The organism is Janthinobacterium sp. BJB304, from assembly GCF_002735765.1.
In the GTDB taxonomy this organism is placed as follows: Bacteria; Pseudomonadota; Gammaproteobacteria; order Burkholderiales; family Burkholderiaceae_D; genus Janthinobacterium.
Window position 1 is genome coordinate 81,403 of the sequence record NZ_PDZN01000013.1, and the last position, 23,552, is coordinate 104,954.

Below are 23,552 nucleotides of genomic sequence, written 5' to 3' on the forward strand. Positions count from 1 at the left end.
TTAAGCACCAATATAGTACGACGCCGCACTTCTTTGATGCATAAACCCAATATTGCACCATGATGGCGCTTACGTCTATCGTTCTCCGATTTAGTACAAAAAAACAACACTTTTCGCGCCACCGTCTCCGCACGCATCCTTCCTGCAAGCCAGCCTACATGCGGCTTGGATACCCCTCATGGCGCCACCACCGCAGCAAGGGGAAAACACCGAACTGTGCCTTGTGTTGTTTTTTTATATGCGTTGCCGCTATAAAAATTGACAGCCAAGTCATTGCGATGGTTTCATTAACATCTTGAAATTTTGAATACTCAAAAGTTTCAAAGACACCGTCCATGAGACGATTGATAAAATAATAGATATATATATGGCCGATCTTGCCAATACAAGGCGACGTCAAGCCACATATTCATAAAGTGAGGAGTTTTGCAATGATGGTGGAAACAGGATTATCGCGGTCTATCCGTTTGATGTTTATCGGCAGCCTTGCGTTTGGCATGCAAATGGCTAACGCACAGACCTCTGGCGAAAGCATTCAAAAGGTCGAAGTGACCGGTTCGAGCATCAAGCGCGCGGAAGCCGAAACCATTTCGGTCATTCAGACACTGACCCGCAAGGACATCGAACAAACCGGTAAAGCTTCGATCGCCGACGTCGTACGCAGCATCTCGGCCGACAACAACGGCAGTATCAGCGGCTCCTTCACCAACGGTTTCGCCGGCAGCGCCTCGGGCGTTTCGCTGCGCGGTTTGAGCGTCAGCTCGACCCTCGTGCTGATCAATGGCCGCCGCACGGCGCCATACGGCTTCGGCGATGACGGCCAGCGCAGCTTCGTCGACTTGAACTCGATTCCCCTCGACGCCGTGGACCGCATCGACATCCTGAAAGACGGCGCTTCCGCCATTTACGGCTCCGACGCGATCGCCGGCGTGGTCAACATCATCTTGCGCCAGAACTATGTCGGCAAGACCATCTCCGCTAACGTCGGCCAGAGCGGCCACGGCGACGGCACCGTCACCAGCATCTCCGGCGCCATCGGCTTCGGCGACATGGACACAGACAAATTCAACGTCTTCGCCACCATCGATGCGAAAAAATCGGGCGAAATCAAGCAAACCAACCGCGACAAGTGGATCGGCCAGGCCGATGCCCGTCCATGGGGTGGCCGCGACCAGCGCGCCGGCTTTACCACTGCCGGCAATGCAGGCGGCAGCTCCTTCCTGGGCACCCTGCGTCCAGTCAACGCCGCTGGCGCTCCTGCCGGCAACGTGACCAATTTGCCTGGTTCATGCGACCCGATCAACCTCGATCCGACCGGCGGCAATTCGAACGACAACTCGCGCGGCGGCTGCATGTGGGATCCGATCCAGTTCGCGACCATCCAGCCAAAGACCGAAAACGTCAACCTGTTCATGCGCGGCACCCTGGCGCTGGGCGCGAATGCGCAAGGCTACACGGAAGTGGGCATCTTCAAGTCGAAGGCCGACACCTACACCACCCCGTCCGGCCTGACCGGCGCCGGCTTTGACCTGGTCAATGCCCGTGTCAACAACACCAGCACCGGTCCGGATCAGCTGCTGATGCCGGCAAACCACCCGGACAACATCCTGGGCGTCGCCGCCCGTCCACGCTGGGTCGACGAATCGCGTCCACGCGTGTCGAACCTCGAAACGACCGTCACCCGTGTCCTGGCTGGCGTCAAGGGTACGTATGCCAACTGGGATTATGATACCGGCCTGATGTACGCAGAAAGCAAAACCGACCGCACGCAAACTGGCTACTACCGTTCCAGCGCCCTGCGCACGGCGCTGAACAACGGCACCTTCCGCATCGGCAAAGGCGTAATCAACAGCCCTGAAGTACTGGCACTGGTATCGCCTACGCTGAACAACTCGGGCACGACGAAGAGCACCTCGCTGGACTTCAAGGCTTCGCGCGAACTGTTCCAATTGCCAGGTGGCATGATGGGCCTCGCTCTGGGTGCCGAATACCGCAAGGAAGAAACGAACAGCCAATCGACGCCATATACCGACATCAACGATATCGTTGGCCTGGGCTATTCCGCTTCGCAAGGTTCGCGCAACGTCAAGGCCTTGTACGCCGAGCTCGCCGCGCCAGTCATGAAAGAGCTGGAACTGCAATTCGCGCTGCGCAGCGATGATTACTCAGACTACGGCCGCTCGACCACGCCAAAAGTCGGCTTCAAGTTCACGCCAGCATCGGCTGTGGCTTTCCGCGGTACCTATGCGGAAGGTTTCCGCGCGCCTAGCGCCGCAGAAAACGGCAACAGCGCCGTGGCAGCGTTCACCAGCATCGCCAGCGATCCAGTGCGTTGCGCTGTGACGAAATTGCCTATCGATTGCTCGTCGCAACAAGTTGGCGCGATCACCATCGGTAACAAAAACATCAAACCAGAAACGTCGAAGAGCTACAGCCTGGGTATGGTGCTTGAGCCGATCAAGAACATCAGCCTGTCGATCGACTGGTGGAAAATCGTCCGTGACGGCGAAATCAACGGCTCCGATCCTGGCGCAGTGGTTGCCAATCCAGCTGGCTACCCAGATGCGGAAATCGTTCGTGGCGAACCGACGAGCAACTTCCCGGGTCTAGCTGGTCCTATCCTGATGGTCAAAGCACCTTACCTGAACGCAGGCAAGACCAAGACCTCGGGTATCGATCTGGATCTGCGCGGCAAGTACAACGCCGGCGAATACGGCCGCTTCAACTCGGGCGTGACGGTCACGTACATGAAAGAGTTCACCCGTACCAACGCCGATGGCACGGTACTGGAATTTGCCGGCACCCACGGTGACGTCAACCTGTCCGGTAACGGCGGTACGCCGAAAACCAAAGTCCGCCTGACCCTGGGCTGGGATCAAGGTCCGGTCAACATCACGGCCAACATGAACTACGTCAGCAGCATCAGCAACAAGAACGATGTCAAGGGCGATTGCCTGGACGTCGATGCCAACGACGTGCCGTACAAAAACTGCCGTATCGCTTCGTTCACGACCACGGATCTGTTTGCCAAGTGGAATGTCACGAAACAATGGGAACTCACCGCGTCGATCACCAACCTGTTCGACAAGATGGCACCACTGGACGTGCAAACCTATGGCCGTATCAACTACAACCCATCGCTGCACCAATCGGGCGCAGTGGGCCGTTACTTCACGCTGGGCGGCCGCTACACGTTCTAATCGCCAGGCAAGAAATAACAGCTAGTTAGCAAAAAATCCGGTGGCCATGCAGTTGGCCGCCGGATTTTTTCTTTTAACCCCTCTTTCCTGCGCCGCGAGTTCCCCTCGCGATACCCTGCAGATGGCCCGATACTGGACATGCGGGTAAAATAGCGCCCGGATGCCGTCACGCGGCACCACACACTCTCCGCTAAATACGGAGCCCGGCAATTTTTAAAAATACACACCATGTTGCGACTCAACGAAGTAAAACTCCCCCTCGAACACGACGAAGCGGCCCTGCCCGCCGCCATTCTGGCGCGCCTCGGCATTGCCGCGGATGAGCTGCTCGGCTTTACCGTCTTCAAGCGCAGCTATGACGCGCGCAAGCGCAGTGCCGTGGTGTTGATTTACTCGCTGCACGTGGACGTCAAGAATGAAGCGGCCGTGCTGGCGCGCCTGGGCCACGATATCCACCTGATGCCCGCGCCCGACACCGACTATAAATTCGTCGCCGGCGGCGAACAGCTGGCCGGCCACAGCAATGAACCGCGCCCCATCGTCATCGGCACGGGCCCCTGCGGCCTGTTCGTGGCGCTGATCCTGGCACAGATGGGCTTGCGCCCCCTCATCCTGGAACGGGGCAAGCAGGTGCGCGAGCGCACGGTCGACACCTTCGGTTTCTGGCGCAAGCGCGAACTGAACCCGGAATCGAACGTGCAGTTCGGCGAAGGCGGCGCCGGCACCTTCTCTGACGGCAAGCTGTACAGCCAGATCAAGGATCCCAAGCACTACGGCCGCAAGGTGCTGACGGAATTCGTCAAGGCCGGCGCGCCCGAAGAAATCATGTACGTGAGCAAGCCGCACATCGGCACTTTCCGCCTGGTCAAGATGGTGGAAGAAATGCGCGCGAATATCGAACAGCTGGGCGGCGAATACCGTTTCAGCAGCAAAGTGGTCGATCTCGACATCGAGCCGGGCAGCGATGGCGGCCAGGTGCGCGGCGTGGTGCTGGACAATGGCGAAACCATCGCCAGCAACCACGTCGTGCTGGCCATCGGCCACAGCGCGCGCGACACCTTCGAGATGCTGCACCGCCGCGGCGTGTACATCGAAGCGAAACCGTTCTCGATCGGCTTCCGCGTGGAACACCCGCAATCGTTGATCGACAGCTGCCGCTTCGGCCCCAGCGCCGGCCACCCTATCCTGGGCGCGGCCGACTACAAGCTCGTGCATCACGCCAGCAATGGCCGCTCCGTCTACAGCTTCTGCATGTGCCCGGGCGGCACGGTGGTGGCTGCCGCCTCGGAACCGGGCCGCCTGGTGACGAACGGCATGAGCCAGTATTCGCGCAACGAACGCAACGCCAACAGCGCCATCGTCGTCGGCATCACGCCGGCCGATTACCCGGGCGACCCGCTGGCCGGCATCGCCCTGCAGCGCGAGTTGGAGGAGCGCGCATTCGCCTTGGGCGGCGGCAACTACGATGCTCCAGGACAATTGGTCGGCGACTTCGTGGCTGGCCGCGCCTCGACGGAATTCGGCAGCGTGGTACCGTCGTACAAGCCGGCCGTGCATCTGACGGACCTGGCGCCCTCCTTGCCCGAATACGCGATCACGGCCCTGCGCGAAGCGTTTCCGGCGTTCAACAAACAGATCAAGGGTTACTACAAGGCCGACGCCGTGCTAACGGGCGTGGAAACGCGCACCTCGTCGCCGATCCGCATCAAGCGCCGCGACGATGACCTGCAAAGCCTGAATACACGGGGACTGTTCCCCGCCGGCGAAGGCGCCGGCTATGCGGGCGGCATCCTGTCGGCGGCCGTCGACGGCATCAAGGTGGCCGAGGCGGTGGCCCTGTCGATGGCCGCGCGCTAAGCCAGCGTCAGGCTGCCAGCGGCAGCCTGATTTGTATATGACAGCCGGGAGTGCAGTCGATCGCGCACACCTGGCCGCCCAGTTGCTGCACGATGGTGTAGACGATGTGCATGCCCAGGCCGGAGCCGCCCTGGCCCCGCTTGGTGGTGAAGAACGGTTCAAACATGTGTTCGCGCACAGCCGGTGCCAGGCCGATACCGTCATCGGAGAAGTCCAGCAGCAGCCAGCGCAAGGCCGCGTCATCCTCGTCCGCCTCGATGCGCGCGCGGATCGTGATGCGCCCCGGGCCACCTTGCGGATAGCCATGGCGGGCGCTGTTCATCAGCAGGTTCGACAGGATTTGCGACAGCTTGCCGGCCGCCAGGCGCACCTGGCAATCCGGGGCGATATCGAGCTCCACACCGAGCGCCGCCTTGCGCAGTTCCGGGCTGTGCGCCGACACCAGGCCGTGCACATAATCGTGCAGCGCCAGGTCCGCCACGTATTCGCTGACCTGATCCACGGCCAGCTGCTTGAAATTGCCGATCAGGTCGGCGGCACGCGCCAGGTTGCGCTCGATCAATGCCGCCGCCCCTTTCAGGGATTCGGCAATGTCGATCAGTTCGGTGCGGCTGACCTTGGCACCGCCCAGCAGCTGCACCAGCTGGTCGGCATAGCTACCCATGCTCGACGCGGCCGTCAGCGCCACGCCGATGGGCGTGTTGACTTCATGCGACACGCCCGCCACCAGCGAACCGAGGGCCGCCATCTGTTCCTGCTCGATCAGGTTGGCCTGCGCCGCCAGCAGCGACTCGGTGCGCACACGCACGATTTCTTCCAACTGCTGGGTGCGCTCCTGGTGCTGCAGCTCGGCCGCGCCGCGCGCCGAGAAGATCGACAACAGCAACAGCGCCAGCAAGCGCTTGTTTTCATCGATGGGACGCGTGTCGATGGCCGACAGGATGCCCAGGGTCTTGCCATCGGTATCGATCAGCGGCATGCCGACATAGCTTTCCGCATGCATGTCGACCAGGAGAGTATCGAGTGGAAAGCGACGCTGGATATCGCTGCCGTGAAAACACATGCTCTGGCAAGTCACGTCCTGGCAAGGCGTGTGCTGCAGGCTGTATTCGATATTCGGCTGGTAGCCATCGCCGCCCCACAGGGCCAGGGTGCGGATGCCTTCGCTGCCATCGTCCATGCGCACCAGCCGCCCGGCGATCACATAGTGCACGTCAAGCGCTTCGGCCAGGTCCTTGACGAGGATGCGCAGGAAGTCGTCGCCACGGGCGTGCGCCGTCGAGGCGGTGATCGAGCGCAGGGCCGCTTCCGCCAGGGTGCGCCGCTGCTCGGGATCGAACAGGGGTTCTTGCGAATTCACATCGAACAACGGAATACTCATGAATGCTCCTGCGCGGCACGGAAAGCGCAGGCAAAGCTGCCGGCGCGGCGATCCTCAGCAAAGGTCCTGGTCAGGGGACTTGCCGCGATTGTACCCCTGGCTATTGTTTAATAATACAGATACGCAGGAATTTTTTATAACCAGCCGGAACGCTTGAACAAGTAATACATATAACCGCAGACACAGCTCATCACTGCCACGGCGGCCGGATAGCCATAATGCCAGTCCAGTTCCGGCATGAACTTGAAGTTCATGCCCCAGATGCCGGCAAATGCGGTAAACACGGCAAAGATAGCCGCCCAGGCCGCCAATTGCTTGTTCACTTCGCTCTCGTCGATGGCCACCATCGACAGATTCACCTGGATGGCCGTGCTGATCGTATCGCGGATGGTATCGAGCGTGCCGTTGATGCGCGCCAGGTGATCGTGCACGTCGCGGAAATACTCCTGGGTATCGTGGCACAGCGGCGGCACCCGCCCACCGTGCAGCTTGCCTACCGCTTCCATCAGGGGCGCCACCACGTGGCGCAAGACCATGACCTTGCGCTTCAACTGATACAGACGTTCGATATTGTCGCGCTCGGTACCACGGTCAAAGATGCGGTCCTCGATCAGTTCCAGCTCCGATTCGAGCGCGTCGAGCACGGGAAAGTAACGGTCGACGACCGCGTCCATCAGCGCGTACAGCACGAAAGCCGAGCCCTGGCGCAGCAGATGCGGTTCGCGCTCGGCACGCGCGCGCACACCGAGGAAACCTTGCGAGCTGTTGCTGCGCGACGAAAGCACGTAATTGGCACCGACAAAGATATCGACTTCGCCCAGCACCAGTTCATTCTCGACCATTTCCACGGTTTTCACCACGGCAAACAGGGAATCGCCATATTCCTCGATCTTCGGGCGCTGGTGGCCCCGCTGCGCATCCTCGACAGCCAGTTCGTGCAGGCAAAACTCGTGCTGCATCTGTTTCAGCTCGTCCGGCGTAGCGTCGAGCAGGGCCACCCAGACGAAGCAATCGGGGCGCTCGACGTAATCGCTAATATCGTCGATCGGCAAGTCGGCCAGTTTTTTGCCATCCTGGTAGGCCACGCAGTTTATGAGCATACAGTTCCACAATCAAATGAAGACCGGACGAAACAGTCCGGCAGGCGTCAGCTTACCTTATCGCCTGCTGTGGGTGTTGTGGCGTGCAAGGAACACCGCAAGAAAAAACGGACGGGGGAGCCCCCGTCCGGCAATACGTCAATCGTCCTTGGCGCCGTCGATGCCCAGTTCCGAGATCTTGCGGGTGATGGTGTTGCGGCCGATGCCCAGGCGCACGGCGGCGTCGTTCTTGCGCCCGTGCGTATGCTTGAGCGCCGTCTTGATCAGGGCCGACTCGAATTGCCGCCCCAGCACGGCCATGACTTCCTGCTGTCCCGCGCCCAGCATGCCGGCCGCCTGCAATTCCAGCAAGCCGATCCAGCCCGGCGGCGCGCCGTTGGCGGGCGCGGCCGCTTCGAAGACCTGACCTCCCTGCTGGTGAGCAACAGCTGGCGACGCAGCCTCGCCCGCCGCGGCGGTGGCGGCGCCATCGCCCTGCCCCTGCGTCAATTCCAGCGGCAAGTCCTTGATTTCCACCGTCTGGCCCGGCGCCATGACGGTGATCCAGTTGCACAGGTTTTCCAGCTGGCGCACATTGCCGGGCAAGTCGAGGCTGCTGAGGAACTGCATCGTCGGTTCGCTCATGCGTTTGGCTTCCACGCCCAACTGGCGCGCACTCTGCACCAGGAAGTGGCGCACCAGGATGGGGATATCCTCGCGCCGCTCCCGCAAACTGGGCAGGCGCAGGCGGATCACGTTCAGCCGGTGATACAAGTCTTCGCGGAACAGGCCGTCGCGCACGCGCTGCTCGAGGTTCTGGTGCGTGGCCGTAATGACGCGCACGTTCGCCTTCATCGGCTGGTGGCCGCCGACGCGATAAAAATGCCCGTCGGACAGCACGCGCAGCAAGCGCGTCTGCAAATCGAACGGCATGTCGCCGATTTCATCGAGGAACAAAGTGCCATTCTCGGCCTGCTCGAAGCGGCCCCGGCGGGTCGTCTGCGCGCCCGTAAACGCCCCCCGTTCATGGCCGAACAATTCGGACTCGAGCAAATCCTTGGGGATCGCCGCCGTGTTCAGGGCGATGAACGGCTGCACAGCGCGCGGGCTGTGCTTGTGCAGCGCGCGCGCCACAAGTTCCTTGCCGGAACCAGATTCGCCCGTGATGAGCACCGTCACATTCGATTGCGACAGGCGGCCGATGGCGCGGAAGACTTCCTGCATGGCCGGCGCCTGGCCGAGGATTTCCGGCGTTTCCGACGGCCCCGATTCGACGCTGGTCTCGCGCAGGCTTTCTTCCAGCGCGCGGCGGATCAGCTCGACGGCCTTGTCGATGTCAAACGGTTTGGCCAGGTATTCGAAGGCGCCGCCCTGGAAGGCCGCGACGGCCGAATCGAGGTCGGAAAATGCCGTGATGATGATGACCGGCAAGCCGGGAAAGCGCGACTTGACCGTCTGCAACAATTCCAGGCCGGACGCGCCCGGCATGCGGATATCGGACACGAGCACTTGCGGCGTGTCAAATTCCAGTGCGGCGATGGCGTCGCGCGCATTGGCAAAACTCTTGGTGGCGAGATTTTCCCGCGCCAGGGCTTTTTCCAGCACCCAGCGGATTGATTCGTCGTCGTCAACTATCCAGATTGGCTTCATTAGTGTGTGCGTCCCGCAATGGATTTCATGGGTGGGATACTTCCTCGCTTATGGCAAGGGGAGAACGATCCTGAAATCGGTGTATCCAGGCCGGCTTTCGCACTCGATCACGCCTAGGTGCTGTTGCACGAAGGTTTGCGCCAAGGTCAGTCCCAGCCCGCTGCCGCCTTCCCTGCCCGACACCAGCGGGTAGAAAATCCGGTCGCGGATCTGGGGTGCGATGCCCGGTCCATTGTCAATGATATGCAAGTCTAATGCCAGGTTGTAGCGGACCTTGGCCAGGGTCACCTGGCGCGCCACGCGCGTCTTGAAAATCAGCTCGGCGTCGCCCGCTTCGATGCGCTCGGCCAGCGCTTGCGCCGCGTTATGCGCGATATTGAGCACGGTCTGTATCAATTGCTCCTTGTCGCCGCGAAACTCGGGGATCGAGGCGTCGTAATCGCGCGAAATGGTCAGCCCGCTGGGAAACTCGGCCAGGATCAGGCTGCGCACCCGTTCGCACACTTCGTGGATATTCACGTCGCCCACGATGTGCGGGCGGCGGTGCGGCGCCAGCAGGCGGTCGACCAGCGTCTGCAGGCGGTCCGCTTCCTTGATGATGACTTGCGTGTATTCGCGCAATTCGCTCAGGTGCAAGGCCGGCAATTCCAGCTCCAGCAGCTGGGCCGCGCCGCGGATGCCGCCCAGCGGGTTCTTGATTTCATGCGCCAGGTTGCGGATCAGCTCCTTGTTGACCTGGCTCTGGTCGAGGATGCGCTCCTCGCGGTCGAGTTTTAATTGCTGCACATTTTCGCGCAGTTCGATCAGCACGCCGTCGCTAGGCGCGTCGAGCGCGCTGACGATGCTGTGCACGCGCAGCGGCTCGCGCCCCAGGCGTTCCAGGCTCAGGTCCTGGCGCAAATCGGAAAATTTATGTTCGAGCGCCTGCGCGCAGATGCCGGCCAGTTCCTCGGGGTTGAGGAATAGCGCCGTCAGTTTTTGCCGCGACAGAGCCTTTAATGAGCTTTCCAGCAGGTTTTCCGCCGCCGCGTTGGCATAGCTGATGCGGCCGTCGCCGTCGAGCAGGATCACGGCCGAAGCGAGCAAATCAAGGCCGGCCAGATGGGCCGGGCGGCTGGAATGGTTGTCTAGTGTCATGTGCTTTACCGAATATTCGCGATCTCGCGTTTCAGGGCCTCGACGTTCTGCTGTGTCCGGCTGATGTTGTCCTTCAACTGCGCCACCCGCTCCTGGTATTTCGCATAGTTGCGCTCATTGCCCTGGCGCTCGGGTTGTCCGCCGTTAAATTCCAGGCGCTGCGCCGCCAGTTTCTGCTCTTCGCTGCGCAATTCGTCCTGCAGGATCTGGCGCCGGTCCAGGTCGCGCGCGCGCTGCTCGGCGCCATCGACCTTGGGAAACGCGCCGGCGGCAGGCGCCGCCGTGGCCGCCACCTGTGTGGCGGGCCGGGCAGGCGCGCCTGCCAGCGGCGCCGTCTTGCGTGGCGGCTCCGTCAGGGCGCCCGGCAAATCGAGCAGCTGGCAATGCGCGCCAGCCCGCCTGTCCGTGTACGTCTTGTGTCCTTGCGCATCGGCGCACACATACAACTGCCCGTGCGCCTGTGCCGCCGCGCCCAGCAATCCTGCCACCAGCGCCATTCTGTAATGCTTGGTCAATCTCTACTCCTGTCGGCACATGCCGCATCGTTCCTGGGCCGACTATACAACAACGCACTGTGGCGCCATAACAAAAAACGCGGGCAAGACCATCGCCTCACCCGCGTTTTTTTATTCACTACCGGCACGTTGCCGGCGTGGCGCCATTACAGCGAGTAGTACATGTCGAACTCGGCAGGATGCGTGGTCATGCGCATGCGCTGCACGTCCTGCATTTTCAATTCCAGGTAAGCGTCGATCATCGAATCGCTGAACACGCCGCCGCGGGTCAGGAACTCGCGGTCCTTGTCCAGGGCTTCCAGTGCTTCTTCCAGCGAAGCGCACACGGTAGGGATCAGTGCGTCTTCTTCCGGCGGCAGATGGTACAGATCTTTCGAGGCGGCTTCGCCCGGATGGATCTTGTTGGCAACGCCGTCCAGGCCGGCCATCAGCAGTGCGGCGAAGCACAGGTACGGGTTCGCCAGCGGATCCGGGAAGCGCGCTTCGACGCGGCGGCCTTTTGGATTGGCCACGTGCGGGATACGGATCGAGGCGGAACGATTTTTCGCCGAGTACGCCAGTTTCACCGGCGCTTCGTAACCTGGTACCAGACGCTTGTACGAGTTGGTGCCCGGGTTGGTGATCGCGTTCAGCGCCTTGGCGTGCTTGATGATGCCGCCGATGTAGTACAGGGCGAAATCGGACAGGCCGGCATAGCCGTCGCCAGCGAACAGGTTTTTGCCATCTTTCCATACGGATTGATGCACGTGCATGCCCGAACCGTTGTCGCCAACGATAGGTTTCGGCATGAAGGTGGCGGTCTTGCCATAGCTGTGCGCCACATTCCACACCACGTATTTCAGGTTTTGCGTCCAGTCGGCGCGCTCGACCAGGGTCGAGAACTTGGTGCCGATTTCATTCTGGCCGGCGCCGGCGACTTCGTGATGATGTACCTCAACCGGGATGCCCAGCGATTCGAGAATCAGGCACATTTCCGAACGCATGTCCTGGAAGCTGTCCACTGGTGGCACGGGGAAGTAGCCGCCCTTGACGGTAGGACGGTGGCCGCTGTTGCCGCCTTCGATATCCTTGCCGGTCGACCACGAACCTTCGTCCGAACCGATCTTGACGAAGCAGCCCGACATGTCGATCTTCCAGCGCACGCTGTCGAAGATGAAGAATTCCGGCTCAGGGCCGAAGTAGGCGGTGTCGCCCATGCCCGACGATTTCAGGTAGGCTTCGGCGCGTTTCGCGATCGAGCGCGGGTCGCGGTCGTAGCCCTTGCCGTCCGACGGTTCGATCACGTCGCACTGCATGAACAAGGTCGTTTCTTCCATGAACGGGTCGATATTGGCCGTGTTTGGATCCGGCAGCAAGATCATGTCGGACGCTTCGATACCTTTCCAGCCAGCGATCGAAGAACCGTCAAAGGCGTGGCCCGACTCGAATTTGTCCATGTCGAAGTGCGACACGGGAACCGTCACGTGCTGCTCTTTACCACGGGTATCAGCAAAGCGGAAATCAACGAATTTGACTTCGTTTTCTTCTACCATCTTCAAGACTTCTGCGGCTGTCATTGCCATGCGTATCTCCTAAATGAATGTGGGGTGAGCCGACCTTAGTGCGTCTGGGCTGATGAAGCGAAGCAAACATTGCGTGCCACCAAAACTCATAAGGATCATAGCAGATTCCATGCCAGCTCCAGAAGAGACCTGGCCGCCAGAGGCAAAACCCGGCTATCCCAATGAAAGTTTTCCCGCCCGCGATTTTCCTGCTGAGTTTGCGTCAAATCAAGAATGCACTATGCAAGTGCAAAAAACGAATAACGCACCATTATCGTGCATTTTGTGCGGATTTCTGAAAAATGCCTCGTTGTGGTGCATTGAGCGTGCAGCATGGCATTCCCGTTTGCGGGACGCGGATGGCGCACTATAATCGACCATACCTGCCCACTTTCATCGAGGACGCCATGACTACCGCCGCCGACATCCTGACCACCGCCCGCAGCCGGGCCAATGAAGGTACGCCGTATGCCGGCGCCGTGACGCCGCAGGAAGCGTACGAGCTGCTGCAACTGGACGCAGCTGCCAAGCTCATCGACGTGCGCACGAACGCCGAGCGCGACTGGGTCGGCCGGGTCGACATCGCCGATACCCAGCATGGTGCGGTGCAGTGGGCCACCTACCCGGGCGGCGTGCCGAATCCCGATTTCCTCGCGCAGCTGGCGGCCCAGGCCGGCAAAGACGAGGTGCTGCTGTTCCTGTGCCGCTCGGGCGTGCGTTCGCGCCATGCCGCCAAGCTGGCCACCGAGCACGGCTATATCAATTGCTTCGACATCCTTGAAGGGTTTGAAGGCGACAAGGATGCGGATGGCCACCGCAAACAGATCGGCGGCTGGTGCAAGGCCGGGCTGCCGTGGCTGGGCGCCTGACGCTGGCCGCCTGACTATCTCAACAGTGTTTGATCTGGCGGGCCACGCGATGGCCCGTCATCGACTACAACCATCCATGCGCGCCCGATTTTTTCAACTGCGGCGCAAATTCTCCTTGAAGAAATGTACCTTATATAGTACAACGTAGAGGTGCGTCATGGATGCTTCCGGCTTGCGGCAGATTACCCTGCTGTTCTACGCGAATGGCAATGGCGGCGAACCCGTGCGCGACTGGCTCAAGTCGCTCCCCATCAAGGAACGCCATATGATCGGGCAAGACTTGATGCATGCGCAATGGCGCTGGCCCGTGGGCATGCCGCTGTGCCGGCATCTCGGGCACGGCTTGTCGGAGGTGCGCAGCAGCTTGCCCGGCAACCGCATTGCGCGCGTGCTGATCTGCCATCATGGCGATTGCCTGGTGGCGCTGCACGGCTTTATCAAGAAAACCCGGACGACGCCGGAAGACGACCTGGCGCTGGCCCGCAAACGCTACAAGGAACTGACATGAACGCCACCGCTCCCCATCTCGGCAGCAGCCTCGACGACTTTTTAAAAGAGGAAGGCATCTTCGAGCAAACGCAAACCCGCGCCATCAAGGAAGTGATCGCCTGGCAACTGGCGCAGGCGATGCAGGAGCAATCGCTGTCGAAGACGCGCATGGCGGCCCTGTTGCAGACGAGCCGCTCGCAGCTCGACCGCCTGCTCGACCCCGGCAGCGATGTGACGCTCTCCACGCTGGAGCGGGCCGCCGCGCTACTTGGGCGCAAGCTGTCGGTCACCCTCGTTTAAGCGAGTTAAGCGTTCAGGCCGCTTCGCCTGCCTCTGGATGCTCGCCCATCAGGGTCAATATGCGCTTGCGCACGAAATTGATATGGCTGCGCAAGCCATACAGGCCATCGGCAAACGACAGGGGAATCGATATCTGGTTGACCATGTCCTCGATCTGGTCCAGCCGCTTCAATTGCTCCGCATACACGTGCGCGCGCTGCGCTTGCGGCACGTCTTCCAGCGCCTGCTCCACCGTGCGCAACTGGCCGTACCAGCGGTACACGCGCGAGCGGATGCGCCACACGTACAGGGGCGGCACCACGCGCGACAGGGGCAATATCAAGGCACCGAGCGCCACCACCAGCACCCACATGCGATCAAAAAAATTGGCCAGCCAGAAACTCATATAGCGCTGCAGCACGGGCGCGCCATCCTTGTAGAATTTCAGCGCTTCGGGCGCCACGGGAATTTCCGTGTAGCGCGCGGACGGGAATTGCCCCTGCTGCTGGAACCAGCCCGTGCCGCCATGGATGCCTGCCGCCGCCTGCACGAACAGGTCGACCAGGGCCGGATGCAAGTCTTCGCGCGCGACCAGGGTGGCGGTCGGCGCGATCAGGTGATAATCCTGCGCCGGGATGTTTTTGCCCAGGTCGACTATGCCGCGCGGCAAGACCACATGCGTGAGGAAAGGCAGGCGCCGCGTGTACGCCTCCGCTTGCGAAAAATCAAACAACTTGATGCCCGGCGTCTGCAGCAGCATCTGGATCAGCGGCGCTTCCGGCGCCGAACTGAACACCAGACCGTCGATGTGCCCTTCCAGCAGCTCCACCGTGGCGGGCGTGTTTTGCAAGGCACTCACCGTCAGCTCGTTCGCTTCCACGCCATTCACGGACAGCAACTGCCGGAACAGGCTGGGCACGCCCGTGCCTTCCGGCCCCAGGTTGATCTTCATGCCCTTCAATTGCGTCAATTCCGTCACCGCCTTGTCTTCGCGCAAGAACAGCCAGACGGGCTCCGTAAACAGGCTGCCCAGGGAGATGAGGCCATGGCGCTCGGCATCGGCGTGTTCCGTCGAGCCGCTTTGCACGAAGGCGATATCGGTCTTGCCCGCGTTCAGGCGCTGCAGGTTTTCCTGCGAACCCAGCGACGGCTGCAAGGTCACCTTGATGCCGTGCTTGGCCAGGGTGGCCGCGTATTTCTTGCCGAACTCCTCATACGCGCTATTGTCCTGTCCCGTCGACAGGCTCACCTGGCGCGGCGGCGCCGGGTCGACCAGCCAGTAAGCGAGCGCGCAGAATGCGCCGACGAGCAGCAAGGTGGGACCGGCGGTGGCGAGGAAATCGCGCACGGAAAAGCGGCTGAACGCGAGGATTTTGGACATGTGGTGGCGCATAGGTTTCATGGGTGGCTACGATGCCAAGAAAACCTCAACTATGCAAGGCACTTTCACATGCGCGGCGTGGCCAAATCCGCTACAGTGACAGATCGACCACCTGCCCTCTGGAGCCCCGCATGCTGAAAATTCTTGGAAAAGCCGCCTCGATCAATGTCCGCAAAGTCCTGTGGACGTGCGACGAACTCGACCTGCCGTACGAACGCGAAGACTGGGGCAGCGGCTTTCGCAGTACCGACGACCCGGCTTTCCTGGCCCTGAACCCGAACGCCATGGTGCCCGTGCTGCTCGATGGCGACCTGGTGCTGTGGGAATCGAACACGATCTGCCGCTACCTGTGCGCCCAGGCGGGCCGCGACGACTTGCTTCCAAGCACGCCACGCGCCCGCGCGGAAGTGGAAAAATGGATGGATTGGCAGATGGGCGATTTGAACAACAGCTGGCGCTACGCCTTCATGTCGCTGGTGCGCCACAGCCCGGCCCACCAGGATGCGGCGCAGCTGGCGGCCTGTATTGCCGGGTGGAACAAGATGATGGGCGTGCTGGAACAGCAGCTGCAGCGCACGGGCGCATTCGTCTGCGGCGAAGCGTTCACCCTGGCCGATATCGTGCTGGGCCTGTCCGTCAAGCGCTGGCTGATGGCCCCGATGCAACGTCCAGCGTATCCGGCCATTGCCGCCTATCACGCGCGCCTGGAAGATAAAACGGCCATGTTTGCCGGCTAATCGAGTTCGATGACCTCGACCGTGCCGCCGATGACATAGCAATCGCCATCGCGGCGCACCTCGTCCAGGGTCGCCGGATCGTCGCGCGTATAGGTGCCGTCAATGTCGACGCACCAGGCGTCGCCGAAACGCAGCAACTTCACGCCGCAGCAGATGCGGTTGATGAAGTTGCCCGGCATCCGGACCTGCACTTCCCGTACCTCGCCCACCGTGATGGCGACGTTGCGCCAGACATTGCCATCGAGCACATGATTTCTTGCGTATAACACGATGCGCACGGCCTGCACGCCCCCGGGCTGATACCGCTGTTCGATGGACACGAGCGCGCCATCGTCAAAGCGGTGATATTGCTGAAAAATCTGCTGGGTCTTTTCCAATGGCACTCCCTCAAAAAAAAAAACCGGCCCGTGAAGGCCGGCTTTCAGGTGCAAAAACACCTTAATTCGTGCACTGTTTCGCCACGCCCTCGGCTGGCGCAGGCGGCTCGATCAGCGGCATCAAGCTCGGCGCCAGCGACACCAGCAGTTGCACGGGCAAGGCGCTGGTGAAATCATAGTTCTTCGATTCCGGTCCGCGCACATACGCCGTCATGCTGCCATAGAAGCGCTCGCCGATATTGAATACGAACGTGGCCGAGCGGTTCACATAGCGCGACTCGATCAGGCGGCCGCCGGCGCCATACACGTCGAAGCGCTGGTCGCCCGTGCCCGTCTTGCCGCCCATCGGGATCGGCACGCCGTCGGCGCCGACAAACGCCGTCTTCGCCCGCTTCGCCGTGCCGTCGGACACGACTTCGCGGATGGCCTTGGCCACGGCCTTGGCCACGTCCGGCGACAGCACTTGCTCCGCTTCCACCTTGCTGCCCCGCTTGACCATGGTGTCGTACGGTGTGTTGGCGGCGAAATGCATGGAATCGATGCGCACGCTCGGCTTGCGCACGCCATCGTTGATGATGATGCCCATCAATTCGGCCAGCGCAGCGGGCCGGTCGGCCGACGCGCCCAGGGTAGTCGCATACGACGGCACCAGCGAATCGAAGGGGTAGCCCATCTTTTTCCACTGGCGGTGGATTTCCAGGAACCCTTCCACTTCCAGCAAGTTGGCGATGCGGCGGTCCTGCGCATGCTTGCGGTGCGTGTTGAACAGCCATTTGTAGACTTCCTGGCGTTCCTTTTCGCTGGCCGCCACCATCTGCGTCAGGGTGGAACCTTCATGCTGGCGCAGATACGCCACCATCCACAGTTCCAGCGGATGCACATTGGCCAGATAGCCGCGGTCGGCCAAGGACCAGTTTTCCATCGCGTACTGCTGGTACATCTTGGCGACGCGCTCGGGCGGCACTTCGTTTTGCGACGGCAGGTTGGCGTTGAGGAAATCGCCGAATTCCGCCACCGTGCCCTTCGGATTGACGGTGCGGAAGATATTCGCCAGGCGCACGGGCGTCGGGCGGATGCTGGCCAATAAAATCTTTTCCTGCTCGTCAACGCTCTTGCCGCGGTACTTCTGGTAGAAGCGGTGCAGGAATTCGCGCCCTTCCTTGTCGGCAAAGCGGCTCAGGTACTGGGCGCGGCGCGGATCGTCCGCGTCCGCCAGCAGCGAGGCCGAAGAATCGGGGCGCGAGAACATGTAGTAGCGGGCCACGTCGCGCATCAGGCGCACGAACACCAGGTTGGTCGACTGGCGCAGCGCCTGCTGCACCGTCATGATGCGGCTGTCGTCGAGCTTGGAGAAGTTGCCGAAATGGTGCAAGCCGCCGCCCGTGAAGAAGCCTTCGCCCGGGTTGCCCGAATATTTGCGTTCCATGGCGGCCGCCAGCATGGCTGGCAGGTTGCGCGCTTCGCCGATAGGCAACGGCTTCAGATAGGCAATCGCCCACTGCGACAGCATGTCCTTGGGATCGACGGCGATTTTGCCCAGTTCGGCGGCGCCCACCCCGCTGTAGCGCTGGTGCAACTGGTCGATGATGTCCAGGTACGTGACCAGGGTGCGCAGCTTGGCCGTGGAACCGAGGTCCAGCTTGGCGCCTTCGTTGATGTCGAGCGGCTGGTCAAAGTTATCCGTTTGCACGCGCAGCAAGTTGGCCTGCTCGCCCTTTTGCAGCAAGGTAAAACTGTAGACCACGTTGGCGGGGTCGCCATTGCCCAGCATGCCTTTGCCCGTCAGGCCCGCCGCTTTCGCCACTTCCGGGTCGCGCAGCTCGCGCAAGACCTTGGTGACGGCGTTTTGCGCCTGCGCGTCGAGCGTGCTGACCACTTTCAGGTCGAGGCGGTCGAGGTTGTACAAGCGCGGATCGCCGAGCATGGTGGCCAGGTGGTTGCGCACGGCATTCGAGGCCTTGCGCGTAACGAACGAGGTCGACGCTTCCGATTGCACGCCGGACGCCGTCGACGGACGCAGCTTCTCGGCGATGGCCGCATCGCGCAGCTGCGGCGAAATCACGCCCGCCTGCGCCAGCAAACGCAGATGGCTGTTGGTCAATTCTTCCAGGTCGGCGCCGCCGGCCACCAGATAATGGGAAGGACGCCGCTGCGCGATCAGCAGGCTCAGCGCCTGCTTGTAGGCCAGCGCGCTGCCCGGCTGGTCCATTTTTCCACTAAGCAAGGTTTTCACTTCGGCAAACGGACGGCCATACCAGACCCACATGCCGTCGCCGATGCCGTTGACTTCGCCAAAGCCGCTCTTTGCCGACAGCGGCACGGTATTGAGGTAATTGACGACGATCTTGCGCCGCGCTTCCATGGTGTTTTCGCCATCCTGGTACGAGCGCAGGCTGGCCGAGATCATCTGCAGCAGCTTGTCCTGCATGGAACTGGTGCGCCCGTCTTCCGAATGCCGGTATTTTTCGATCTGCGTGGCCAGCGTGCTGCCGCCGCCACCGCGGTGGCCGCCGAACAGGTTCAGCGCCTTATCGAGGATCGCCTTGCTCAGACGGTCCCATTCCACGGCGGGATTGCGCTCGGGCGTGCCCGGGTCGAGCAACTCGCGGTTTTCGATGAACAGCAGGCTTTGCACGAGCGCCGGCGGTGCTTCGGCAAAGCCGTCGAACATGCGCTCGGGATAGCTGGCCGCGAACAGCGGTGCGGCGCGGCAATCGAGGATGGTCAGGCCCGCGCGGTTTTTCTCGTGATAGGTGGCAAAGATGCCACGGTCGACCAGTTGCACCATTTTTGGCGACATGCGCGCCTGCGCCGTGACGGCGTAGTCGCGCGCATTGAGTTTGGTGATGAAGTCGGGCAAGCTGGCATAGCCGAGCCGCTCGTCATACGGGCCGTGCTGCGGATAGCGGATGGCGCCCGCCGGTGCAGGGCCAGGCTCGACCTTGAACGCCAGCTGGCGGTCCAGGCGCGTGAAAAACTCTGCCTGCAGGGCCGACGTGCGCACTTCGCGCATGACGAACCACACCACGCCGGCGATCAGCGCCAGCAAGATGATGGCAAAGATCGGCCAGATGCGCGAACGACGCTTCTTCGGCGGGCTCGCCGGCGGCGGCGCCTCGGGAGCTGGATCAGAGGGGGGCCGCTCTTGCGCGGCCAGATTGACGCCTGTGTCTTTCATGGGATGCTGGGGTAAGGTTGGGTTTGGACGGCGCGGAAAAGGCGACAGCGATGCCGCTCCGCGCAGGATAAGACGAGGGCCAGCCAAGGCCGGTCACAACAAAACTTGCTTAACATGATGTCCATACCGGTGAATCAAAAAAACACGCTACTGCACAGGCAGGCGACCGCGCGTTCGACACGCAAGGCCCCTGTTCACCATTCCACCACATCGGCATGAAAACGACTGACGAGCGCGCACAAAAATCTTGCTTCATTGAAGATTTTCGCAAAAAAACAACGTCTTGGAACGTACGCTGGCGTACATAGATGCATGGCGGGCTGGACGCCAGCGAAAAAGCCGCCGGCGCCGGGCTGGCGGCATCTCAGATGGTGGTGTATTCCGCGTGCAAGGTATCGAGCGCGGCGCACATCTCGGCAAAGGCGGCCGCCGCTTGCGCGGGCTCGCCCTTGACGCCCAGTTCGATATGCCGGCGCGTCTGCGCATCGCCCACGCTGGGCAGGCTGAACACCTTAATCAGCGGAAACTCCGCTTCCAGGCGCACCATCAGCGGCGTGAGCAAGGATTCGGCCGTTTCATACACGAGCAAGGCATGTTCCGCGTGCGGCACCTGGTTGAACAGGTGGGCGTAATGCGTGTCGAGCACCCATTCGATCATGGGCCAGGACATGACGGGAAAGCCCGGCACGAAATAATGTTCGCGCACGGCAAAACCGGCAATCTTGTTGTACGGATTCGGAATCAGCTCGGCGCCCTGCACGAATTCCGCCATTTTCAGGCGGTGCAGGTTTTCCGGCGAGTTCAAATCGGCCGGCACGCCCGCCTCCTCGCCCATTTCCGTGATCCGCTGCTGGATATTGAGCTTGCCCTGCGGATGCAGCACCAGCGGCAAGCCCAGCGCATCGGCCGCTGCCTGGCGCGTGTGGTCGTCCGGCGTGGCGCCGATGCCGCCAAAGCTGAAGACGATGTCGCCGCTGGCAAAGCTGCGCTGGAGCAAGGCGACCAGGCGGGCCGGCTCGTCACCCACGTATTCCGCCCAGCTCAGCTGCAAGCCGCGTGCCTTGAGCATGCTCACGACTTTCGGGAAATGCTGGTCCGTGCGCTTGCCCGACAGGATTTCGTCGCCGATGATGATCAATCCGATAGCCATGAAGCTCCCTCGTAGAATTCGATGAAAATACTCAAGCGTCCGCCGGCGCCACGTCGGTCATGCCGCGTACGCCCCGCAAACGCGCCAGTGCTTCCAGGCAGTAATACTGGAACCACAGACCCGTAAAGATAAAGATCAGCACGTACAGCCAGATGGCGAACGCCGCCAGGAAGGGGAAGAACACCACCGACATCACGCCGCCCATCCACAGCATGCCGGGCACGGCGCCGGCCGCGCCGGAGACCATGCCGATGGCCAGCAGCGGCCAGCGCTGCGTGCGCATGATGGCGTGGCGCTCTTCCACGCTGGCGTAATCGGCCATGGCGTCATACGCCATCACGCGGTAGGTCAGCCAGCCCCACAGCACGGCTTGCCCCACCAGCGCGGCCGGCGGAAACGCGTACAGGGGCAGCATGAGCACCCAGACGATGATGAACAGCAGGAACGTCGCCAGCGAAGTGCCGACGCTGCCCAGCAGGCTGCCGCCATGCTTCTTTTCCAACTGCGGAAAGTGCCGCCCGCCGATATGCCGGCCGATGGCCGGCATGGCGAACAGGCCCATGAAGATCAGCGCCGTCAAGATCATCAGCGGCAACAGCATGAACATGGCGATCAACGGCACGATCACCGCTTTCAGCATGCCCAGGCCAAAGGTGGCCAACACCTGGCCGCTGGTGCGGAAGAAGTCATATTGCGTAAACAGCGCATGCAGGCTGTCGATCAGCGGCTGCAAGCCCACATACAACAGGGCGCCCCACAGGATCAGCGACAGGATGAACGGTGCGATGCTCAACAGCAATATCCTGCCGTGCAATTGCGACAGGAAAGCACGGCCATACGAATTCAACACATTGCGCATCAACGGCGTCCTTTTCGTTTGATTCTTGCAAATTCCACCATGCGGCGCAGGCCCAGCCATTGCTGCTGCCAGAAGCCGCGGCCATAGTTGCGCCCGGGCCGGCCCACGCCATGGCTGTCGATGCGGGCCAGCTGGTCGCGCACGCCCGTGCGCGCATAGCCGGCCGAGAAATTCGCGGTGCCCAGCAGCATATCCCAAATCGGCAGCACCACGCCGAAGTTGCAGCCCCCCATGCTGCCTTTGCCTTTCGACTCGTGCCCCACGCCGATCGCATGGTGCGTGCGGTGGAAACGGGGCGAGATCAGCAGCCGCTCGCCGATGCGGCCGAAGTGTATCCTCACATTCGCATGCTGCAAGCTTTGCAAAATACGCGAAATCGACACCAGCAGCACATATTGCCCTGGCGGCACGCCGATACCGAGCGCCACCAGCGCCATCACCACGTCGCGCAGGAAGTCGTCGAGCAGGTGGTTGCGGTCATCGCTCCACAAATTCATGTTTTGCTGGCTGTGATGCAGGCTGTGCAAGCCCCACCACCAGCCGAAATGGTGCGAGGCACGGTGGTAGCAATAGTCGACGAAGTCCAGTATCACAAAATAAATGATAAAACTGACTAAGGGACTGATGCCGGGCAACAGCGACTCCAGATTCAATGGATGGATATTGTCGAAACGCAAAGCACCCGCCAATGCATCCATCAGCGGATCGAGCGTAAAGAACACCACGACAGAAAACAGGCCGATGCGGTGCAGCACCGTGTAAATAAAATCGTTCCAGCGGGCGCGCGGGTCGGTGATCTTTTGCGCGGGTATCCAGGCTTCGAGCGGGCGCAGCACGAGAAACAGCAGCACCAGTTCGCACAGGCCGATCAGCAGCCACTCCGTGCCCTCGAACGCCTCTTCCGTAAATTCGCCAAAGCCCAGGTGATACACGAGGGGATTCACCACAGTCTGGAACAGCCAGCCTTGCGCCACGCCAAACGCATCGACCACGGCATCGATGACGGGCGTGACGAAGCTGACGATGTCGGCGGCCATCATGGCTGGCCCTTCTTCCGCGCGTAGGCAGGATGCTCGCGCAGGGTGGCAAAACAGAAACCCTTGTCTTGCAGGCCGGAAATCAAGGCATCGAGGTTGGCCGGCGCCCATGCATCCTTGCGCGACCAGATGCCCATGTGCGCAATGAAAATGTCGCCGCTGCGCAAGTTCGCCAGCGCTTTCTTCAGCAGCATGGCGTTTGGATACTTATCGCTAGGCAATTCATCGCCGGAATACCCCGCCGGCGCCCAGCCCGCATGCTGGTAGCCGCAGGCGCTGCCGGCCGCCAGGGTGCGCGGCGACGTGTAGCCGCCCGGCGCACGCCAGAACGGGTCGAGCTTGCGGCCCGTCAGTTCCTGGAAGCGCGTATCGACGCGGTGCAATTCCTCGCAGAACTGCTGATCCGTAAACGATGCCAACTTGCCGCCATCCTTGCCGAACTGGGGCTTGACCTGGATCAAGCCGTTGGCCAGATCCTTCTTCCAGTACACATGGTCGAACGTATGCGTGCCGAACGCATGGCCTTCGGCGACCCGGGCTTTCCAGTACGGCGCCCACGACGGGTCGAGCGAATAATCGCCGCGCGTGGTCTTTTCGTTGGCCAGGAAGAACGTGGCTTTGATCTGGCGCTTGTTCAGCACGTCGGCGATCAATTGCGCTTGCGACTGGCTGCCCGTGTCGAACGTCATGTAGATCATGCCCTTGCAGGCGGCCGGCGCTGAAGCTGCGGCTGATACAGCGGCGGCAGGTGCGGCGGCATGCGCGGGCGACAGCATGGCACTGGCGCACAGCAGCACGGCGGGCACGCGGCCCGCGGAAATCAGGCGTTTCATCAT

At 61.5% G+C, this 23,552-nt stretch carries 19 protein-coding genes; 6 read left to right on the forward strand and 13 right to left on the reverse strand.

Annotated elements, in window-relative coordinates; all coding sequences use genetic code 11:
- Positions 1 to 503 precede the first annotated feature (503 nt).
- Positions 504 to 3,200, forward strand: a complete 2,697-nt coding sequence (locus tag CSQ95_RS16500) for a TonB-dependent receptor (RefSeq protein ID WP_257218079.1) — start codon at positions 504 to 506, stop codon at positions 3,198 to 3,200.
- A gap of 228 nt (positions 3,201 to 3,428) precedes the next feature.
- On the forward strand, positions 3,429 to 5,057 hold the full coding sequence (locus tag CSQ95_RS16505) for an NAD(P)/FAD-dependent oxidoreductase (RefSeq protein WP_099410284.1): 1,629 nt from the start codon (positions 3,429 to 3,431) through the stop codon (positions 5,055 to 5,057).
- A 7-nt stretch (positions 5,058 to 5,064) separates the two neighbouring features.
- Here the strand turns inward: CSQ95_RS16505 and CSQ95_RS16510 are convergent, their stop codons facing one another.
- The 6 genes from CSQ95_RS16510 to glnA all read right to left on the reverse strand — a co-directional run bounded on the left by CSQ95_RS16510 (position 5,065) and on the right by glnA (position 12,381).
- Entirely contained in the window at positions 5,065 to 6,438 is a 1,374-nt protein-coding gene (locus CSQ95_RS16510; protein WP_099410285.1) for an ATP-binding protein, read from the reverse strand.
- Between the two features lie 134 nt (positions 6,439 to 6,572).
- Complete coding sequence (corA, locus tag CSQ95_RS16515; RefSeq protein ID WP_034760218.1) at positions 6,573 to 7,538, reverse strand: magnesium/cobalt transporter CorA; 966 nt, start codon at positions 7,536 to 7,538, stop codon at positions 6,573 to 6,575.
- Between the two features lie 138 nt (positions 7,539 to 7,676).
- The gene (ntrC, locus tag CSQ95_RS16520; RefSeq protein ID WP_099410286.1) at positions 7,677 to 9,167 is read right to left on the reverse strand and encodes a nitrogen regulation protein NR(I); all 1,491 of its coding nucleotides are present in this window, start codon (positions 9,165 to 9,167) and stop codon (positions 7,677 to 7,679) included.
- Positions 9,168 to 9,215: 48 nt separating this feature from the next.
- A complete protein-coding gene (gene glnL, locus CSQ95_RS16525) occupies positions 9,216 to 10,304 on the reverse strand; it encodes a nitrogen regulation protein NR(II) (protein WP_099410287.1) in 1,089 nt (362 codons plus the stop codon).
- Positions 10,305 to 10,309: 5 nt separating this feature from the next.
- A complete protein-coding gene (locus tag CSQ95_RS16530; protein WP_180279080.1) occupies positions 10,310 to 10,801 on the reverse strand; it encodes a DUF4124 domain-containing protein in 492 nt (163 codons plus the stop codon).
- Positions 10,802 to 10,965: 164 nt separating this feature from the next.
- Entirely contained in the window at positions 10,966 to 12,381 is a 1,416-nt protein-coding gene (gene glnA / locus CSQ95_RS16535; protein ID WP_070219258.1) for a type I glutamate--ammonia ligase, read from the reverse strand.
- 386 nt (positions 12,382 to 12,767) lie between these two features.
- Between glnA and CSQ95_RS16540 the strand changes: the two genes are divergently transcribed.
- The 3 genes from CSQ95_RS16540 to CSQ95_RS16550 all read left to right on the forward strand — a co-directional run bounded on the left by CSQ95_RS16540 (position 12,768) and on the right by CSQ95_RS16550 (position 14,018).
- On the forward strand, positions 12,768 to 13,229 hold the full coding sequence (locus CSQ95_RS16540) for a rhodanese-like domain-containing protein (RefSeq protein ID WP_099410353.1): 462 nt from the start codon (positions 12,768 to 12,770) through the stop codon (positions 13,227 to 13,229).
- A 157-nt stretch (positions 13,230 to 13,386) separates the two neighbouring features.
- Entirely contained in the window at positions 13,387 to 13,737 is a 351-nt protein-coding gene (locus CSQ95_RS16545) for a type II toxin-antitoxin system RelE/ParE family toxin (protein WP_099410288.1), read from the forward strand.
- Positions 13,734 to 14,018: an XRE family transcriptional regulator gene (locus CSQ95_RS16550; protein ID WP_099410289.1), complete on the forward strand. Its 285-nt coding sequence runs from the start codon at positions 13,734 to 13,736 to the stop codon at positions 14,016 to 14,018. The genes CSQ95_RS16545 and CSQ95_RS16550 overlap by 4 nt, the downstream gene beginning before the upstream one ends.
- Positions 14,019 to 14,031: 13 nt before the next feature.
- Here the strand turns inward: CSQ95_RS16550 and CSQ95_RS16555 are convergent, their stop codons facing one another.
- Entirely contained in the window at positions 14,032 to 15,378 is a 1,347-nt protein-coding gene (locus CSQ95_RS16555) for a TAXI family TRAP transporter solute-binding subunit (RefSeq protein ID WP_099410354.1), read from the reverse strand.
- 131 nt (positions 15,379 to 15,509) lie between these two features.
- On the opposite strand from CSQ95_RS16555, the gene CSQ95_RS16560 reads away from it, so the two are divergent.
- On the forward strand, positions 15,510 to 16,115 hold the full coding sequence (locus CSQ95_RS16560) for a glutathione S-transferase family protein (protein ID WP_099410290.1): 606 nt from the start codon (positions 15,510 to 15,512) through the stop codon (positions 16,113 to 16,115).
- Here the strand turns inward: CSQ95_RS16560 and CSQ95_RS16565 are convergent.
- The 6 genes from CSQ95_RS16565 to CSQ95_RS16590 all read right to left on the reverse strand — a co-directional run bounded on the left by CSQ95_RS16565 (position 16,112) and on the right by CSQ95_RS16590 (position 23,552).
- Positions 16,112 to 16,492 (reverse strand): hypothetical protein, encoded by a 381-nt coding sequence (locus CSQ95_RS16565; RefSeq protein WP_143449992.1) that lies wholly within the window; start codon positions 16,490 to 16,492, stop codon positions 16,112 to 16,114. The two genes, CSQ95_RS16560 and CSQ95_RS16565, sit on opposite strands and share 4 nt — an antisense overlap.
- 61 nt (positions 16,493 to 16,553) lie before the next feature.
- Complete coding sequence (locus CSQ95_RS16570; protein WP_099410292.1) at positions 16,554 to 19,670, reverse strand: transglycosylase domain-containing protein; 3,117 nt, start codon at positions 19,668 to 19,670, stop codon at positions 16,554 to 16,556.
- 364 nt (positions 19,671 to 20,034) lie between these two features.
- Positions 20,035 to 20,820, reverse strand: coding sequence for a molybdopterin-binding protein (locus CSQ95_RS16575; protein WP_099410293.1), 786 nt, complete (start codon positions 20,818 to 20,820; stop codon positions 20,035 to 20,037).
- A gap of 31 nt (positions 20,821 to 20,851) precedes the next feature.
- Complete coding sequence (locus CSQ95_RS16580) at positions 20,852 to 21,679, reverse strand: EI24 domain-containing protein (protein ID WP_070291135.1); 828 nt, start codon at positions 21,677 to 21,679, stop codon at positions 20,852 to 20,854.
- Positions 21,679 to 22,719, reverse strand: coding sequence for a sterol desaturase family protein (locus CSQ95_RS16585; protein ID WP_373632189.1), 1,041 nt, complete (start codon positions 22,717 to 22,719; stop codon positions 21,679 to 21,681). Before CSQ95_RS16585 ends, CSQ95_RS16580 begins: the two co-directional genes overlap by 1 nt.
- On the reverse strand, positions 22,716 to 23,552 hold the full coding sequence (locus CSQ95_RS16590) for a polysaccharide deacetylase family protein (protein WP_257218080.1): 837 nt from the start codon (positions 23,550 to 23,552) through the stop codon (positions 22,716 to 22,718). The genes CSQ95_RS16585 and CSQ95_RS16590 overlap by 4 nt, the downstream gene beginning before the upstream one ends.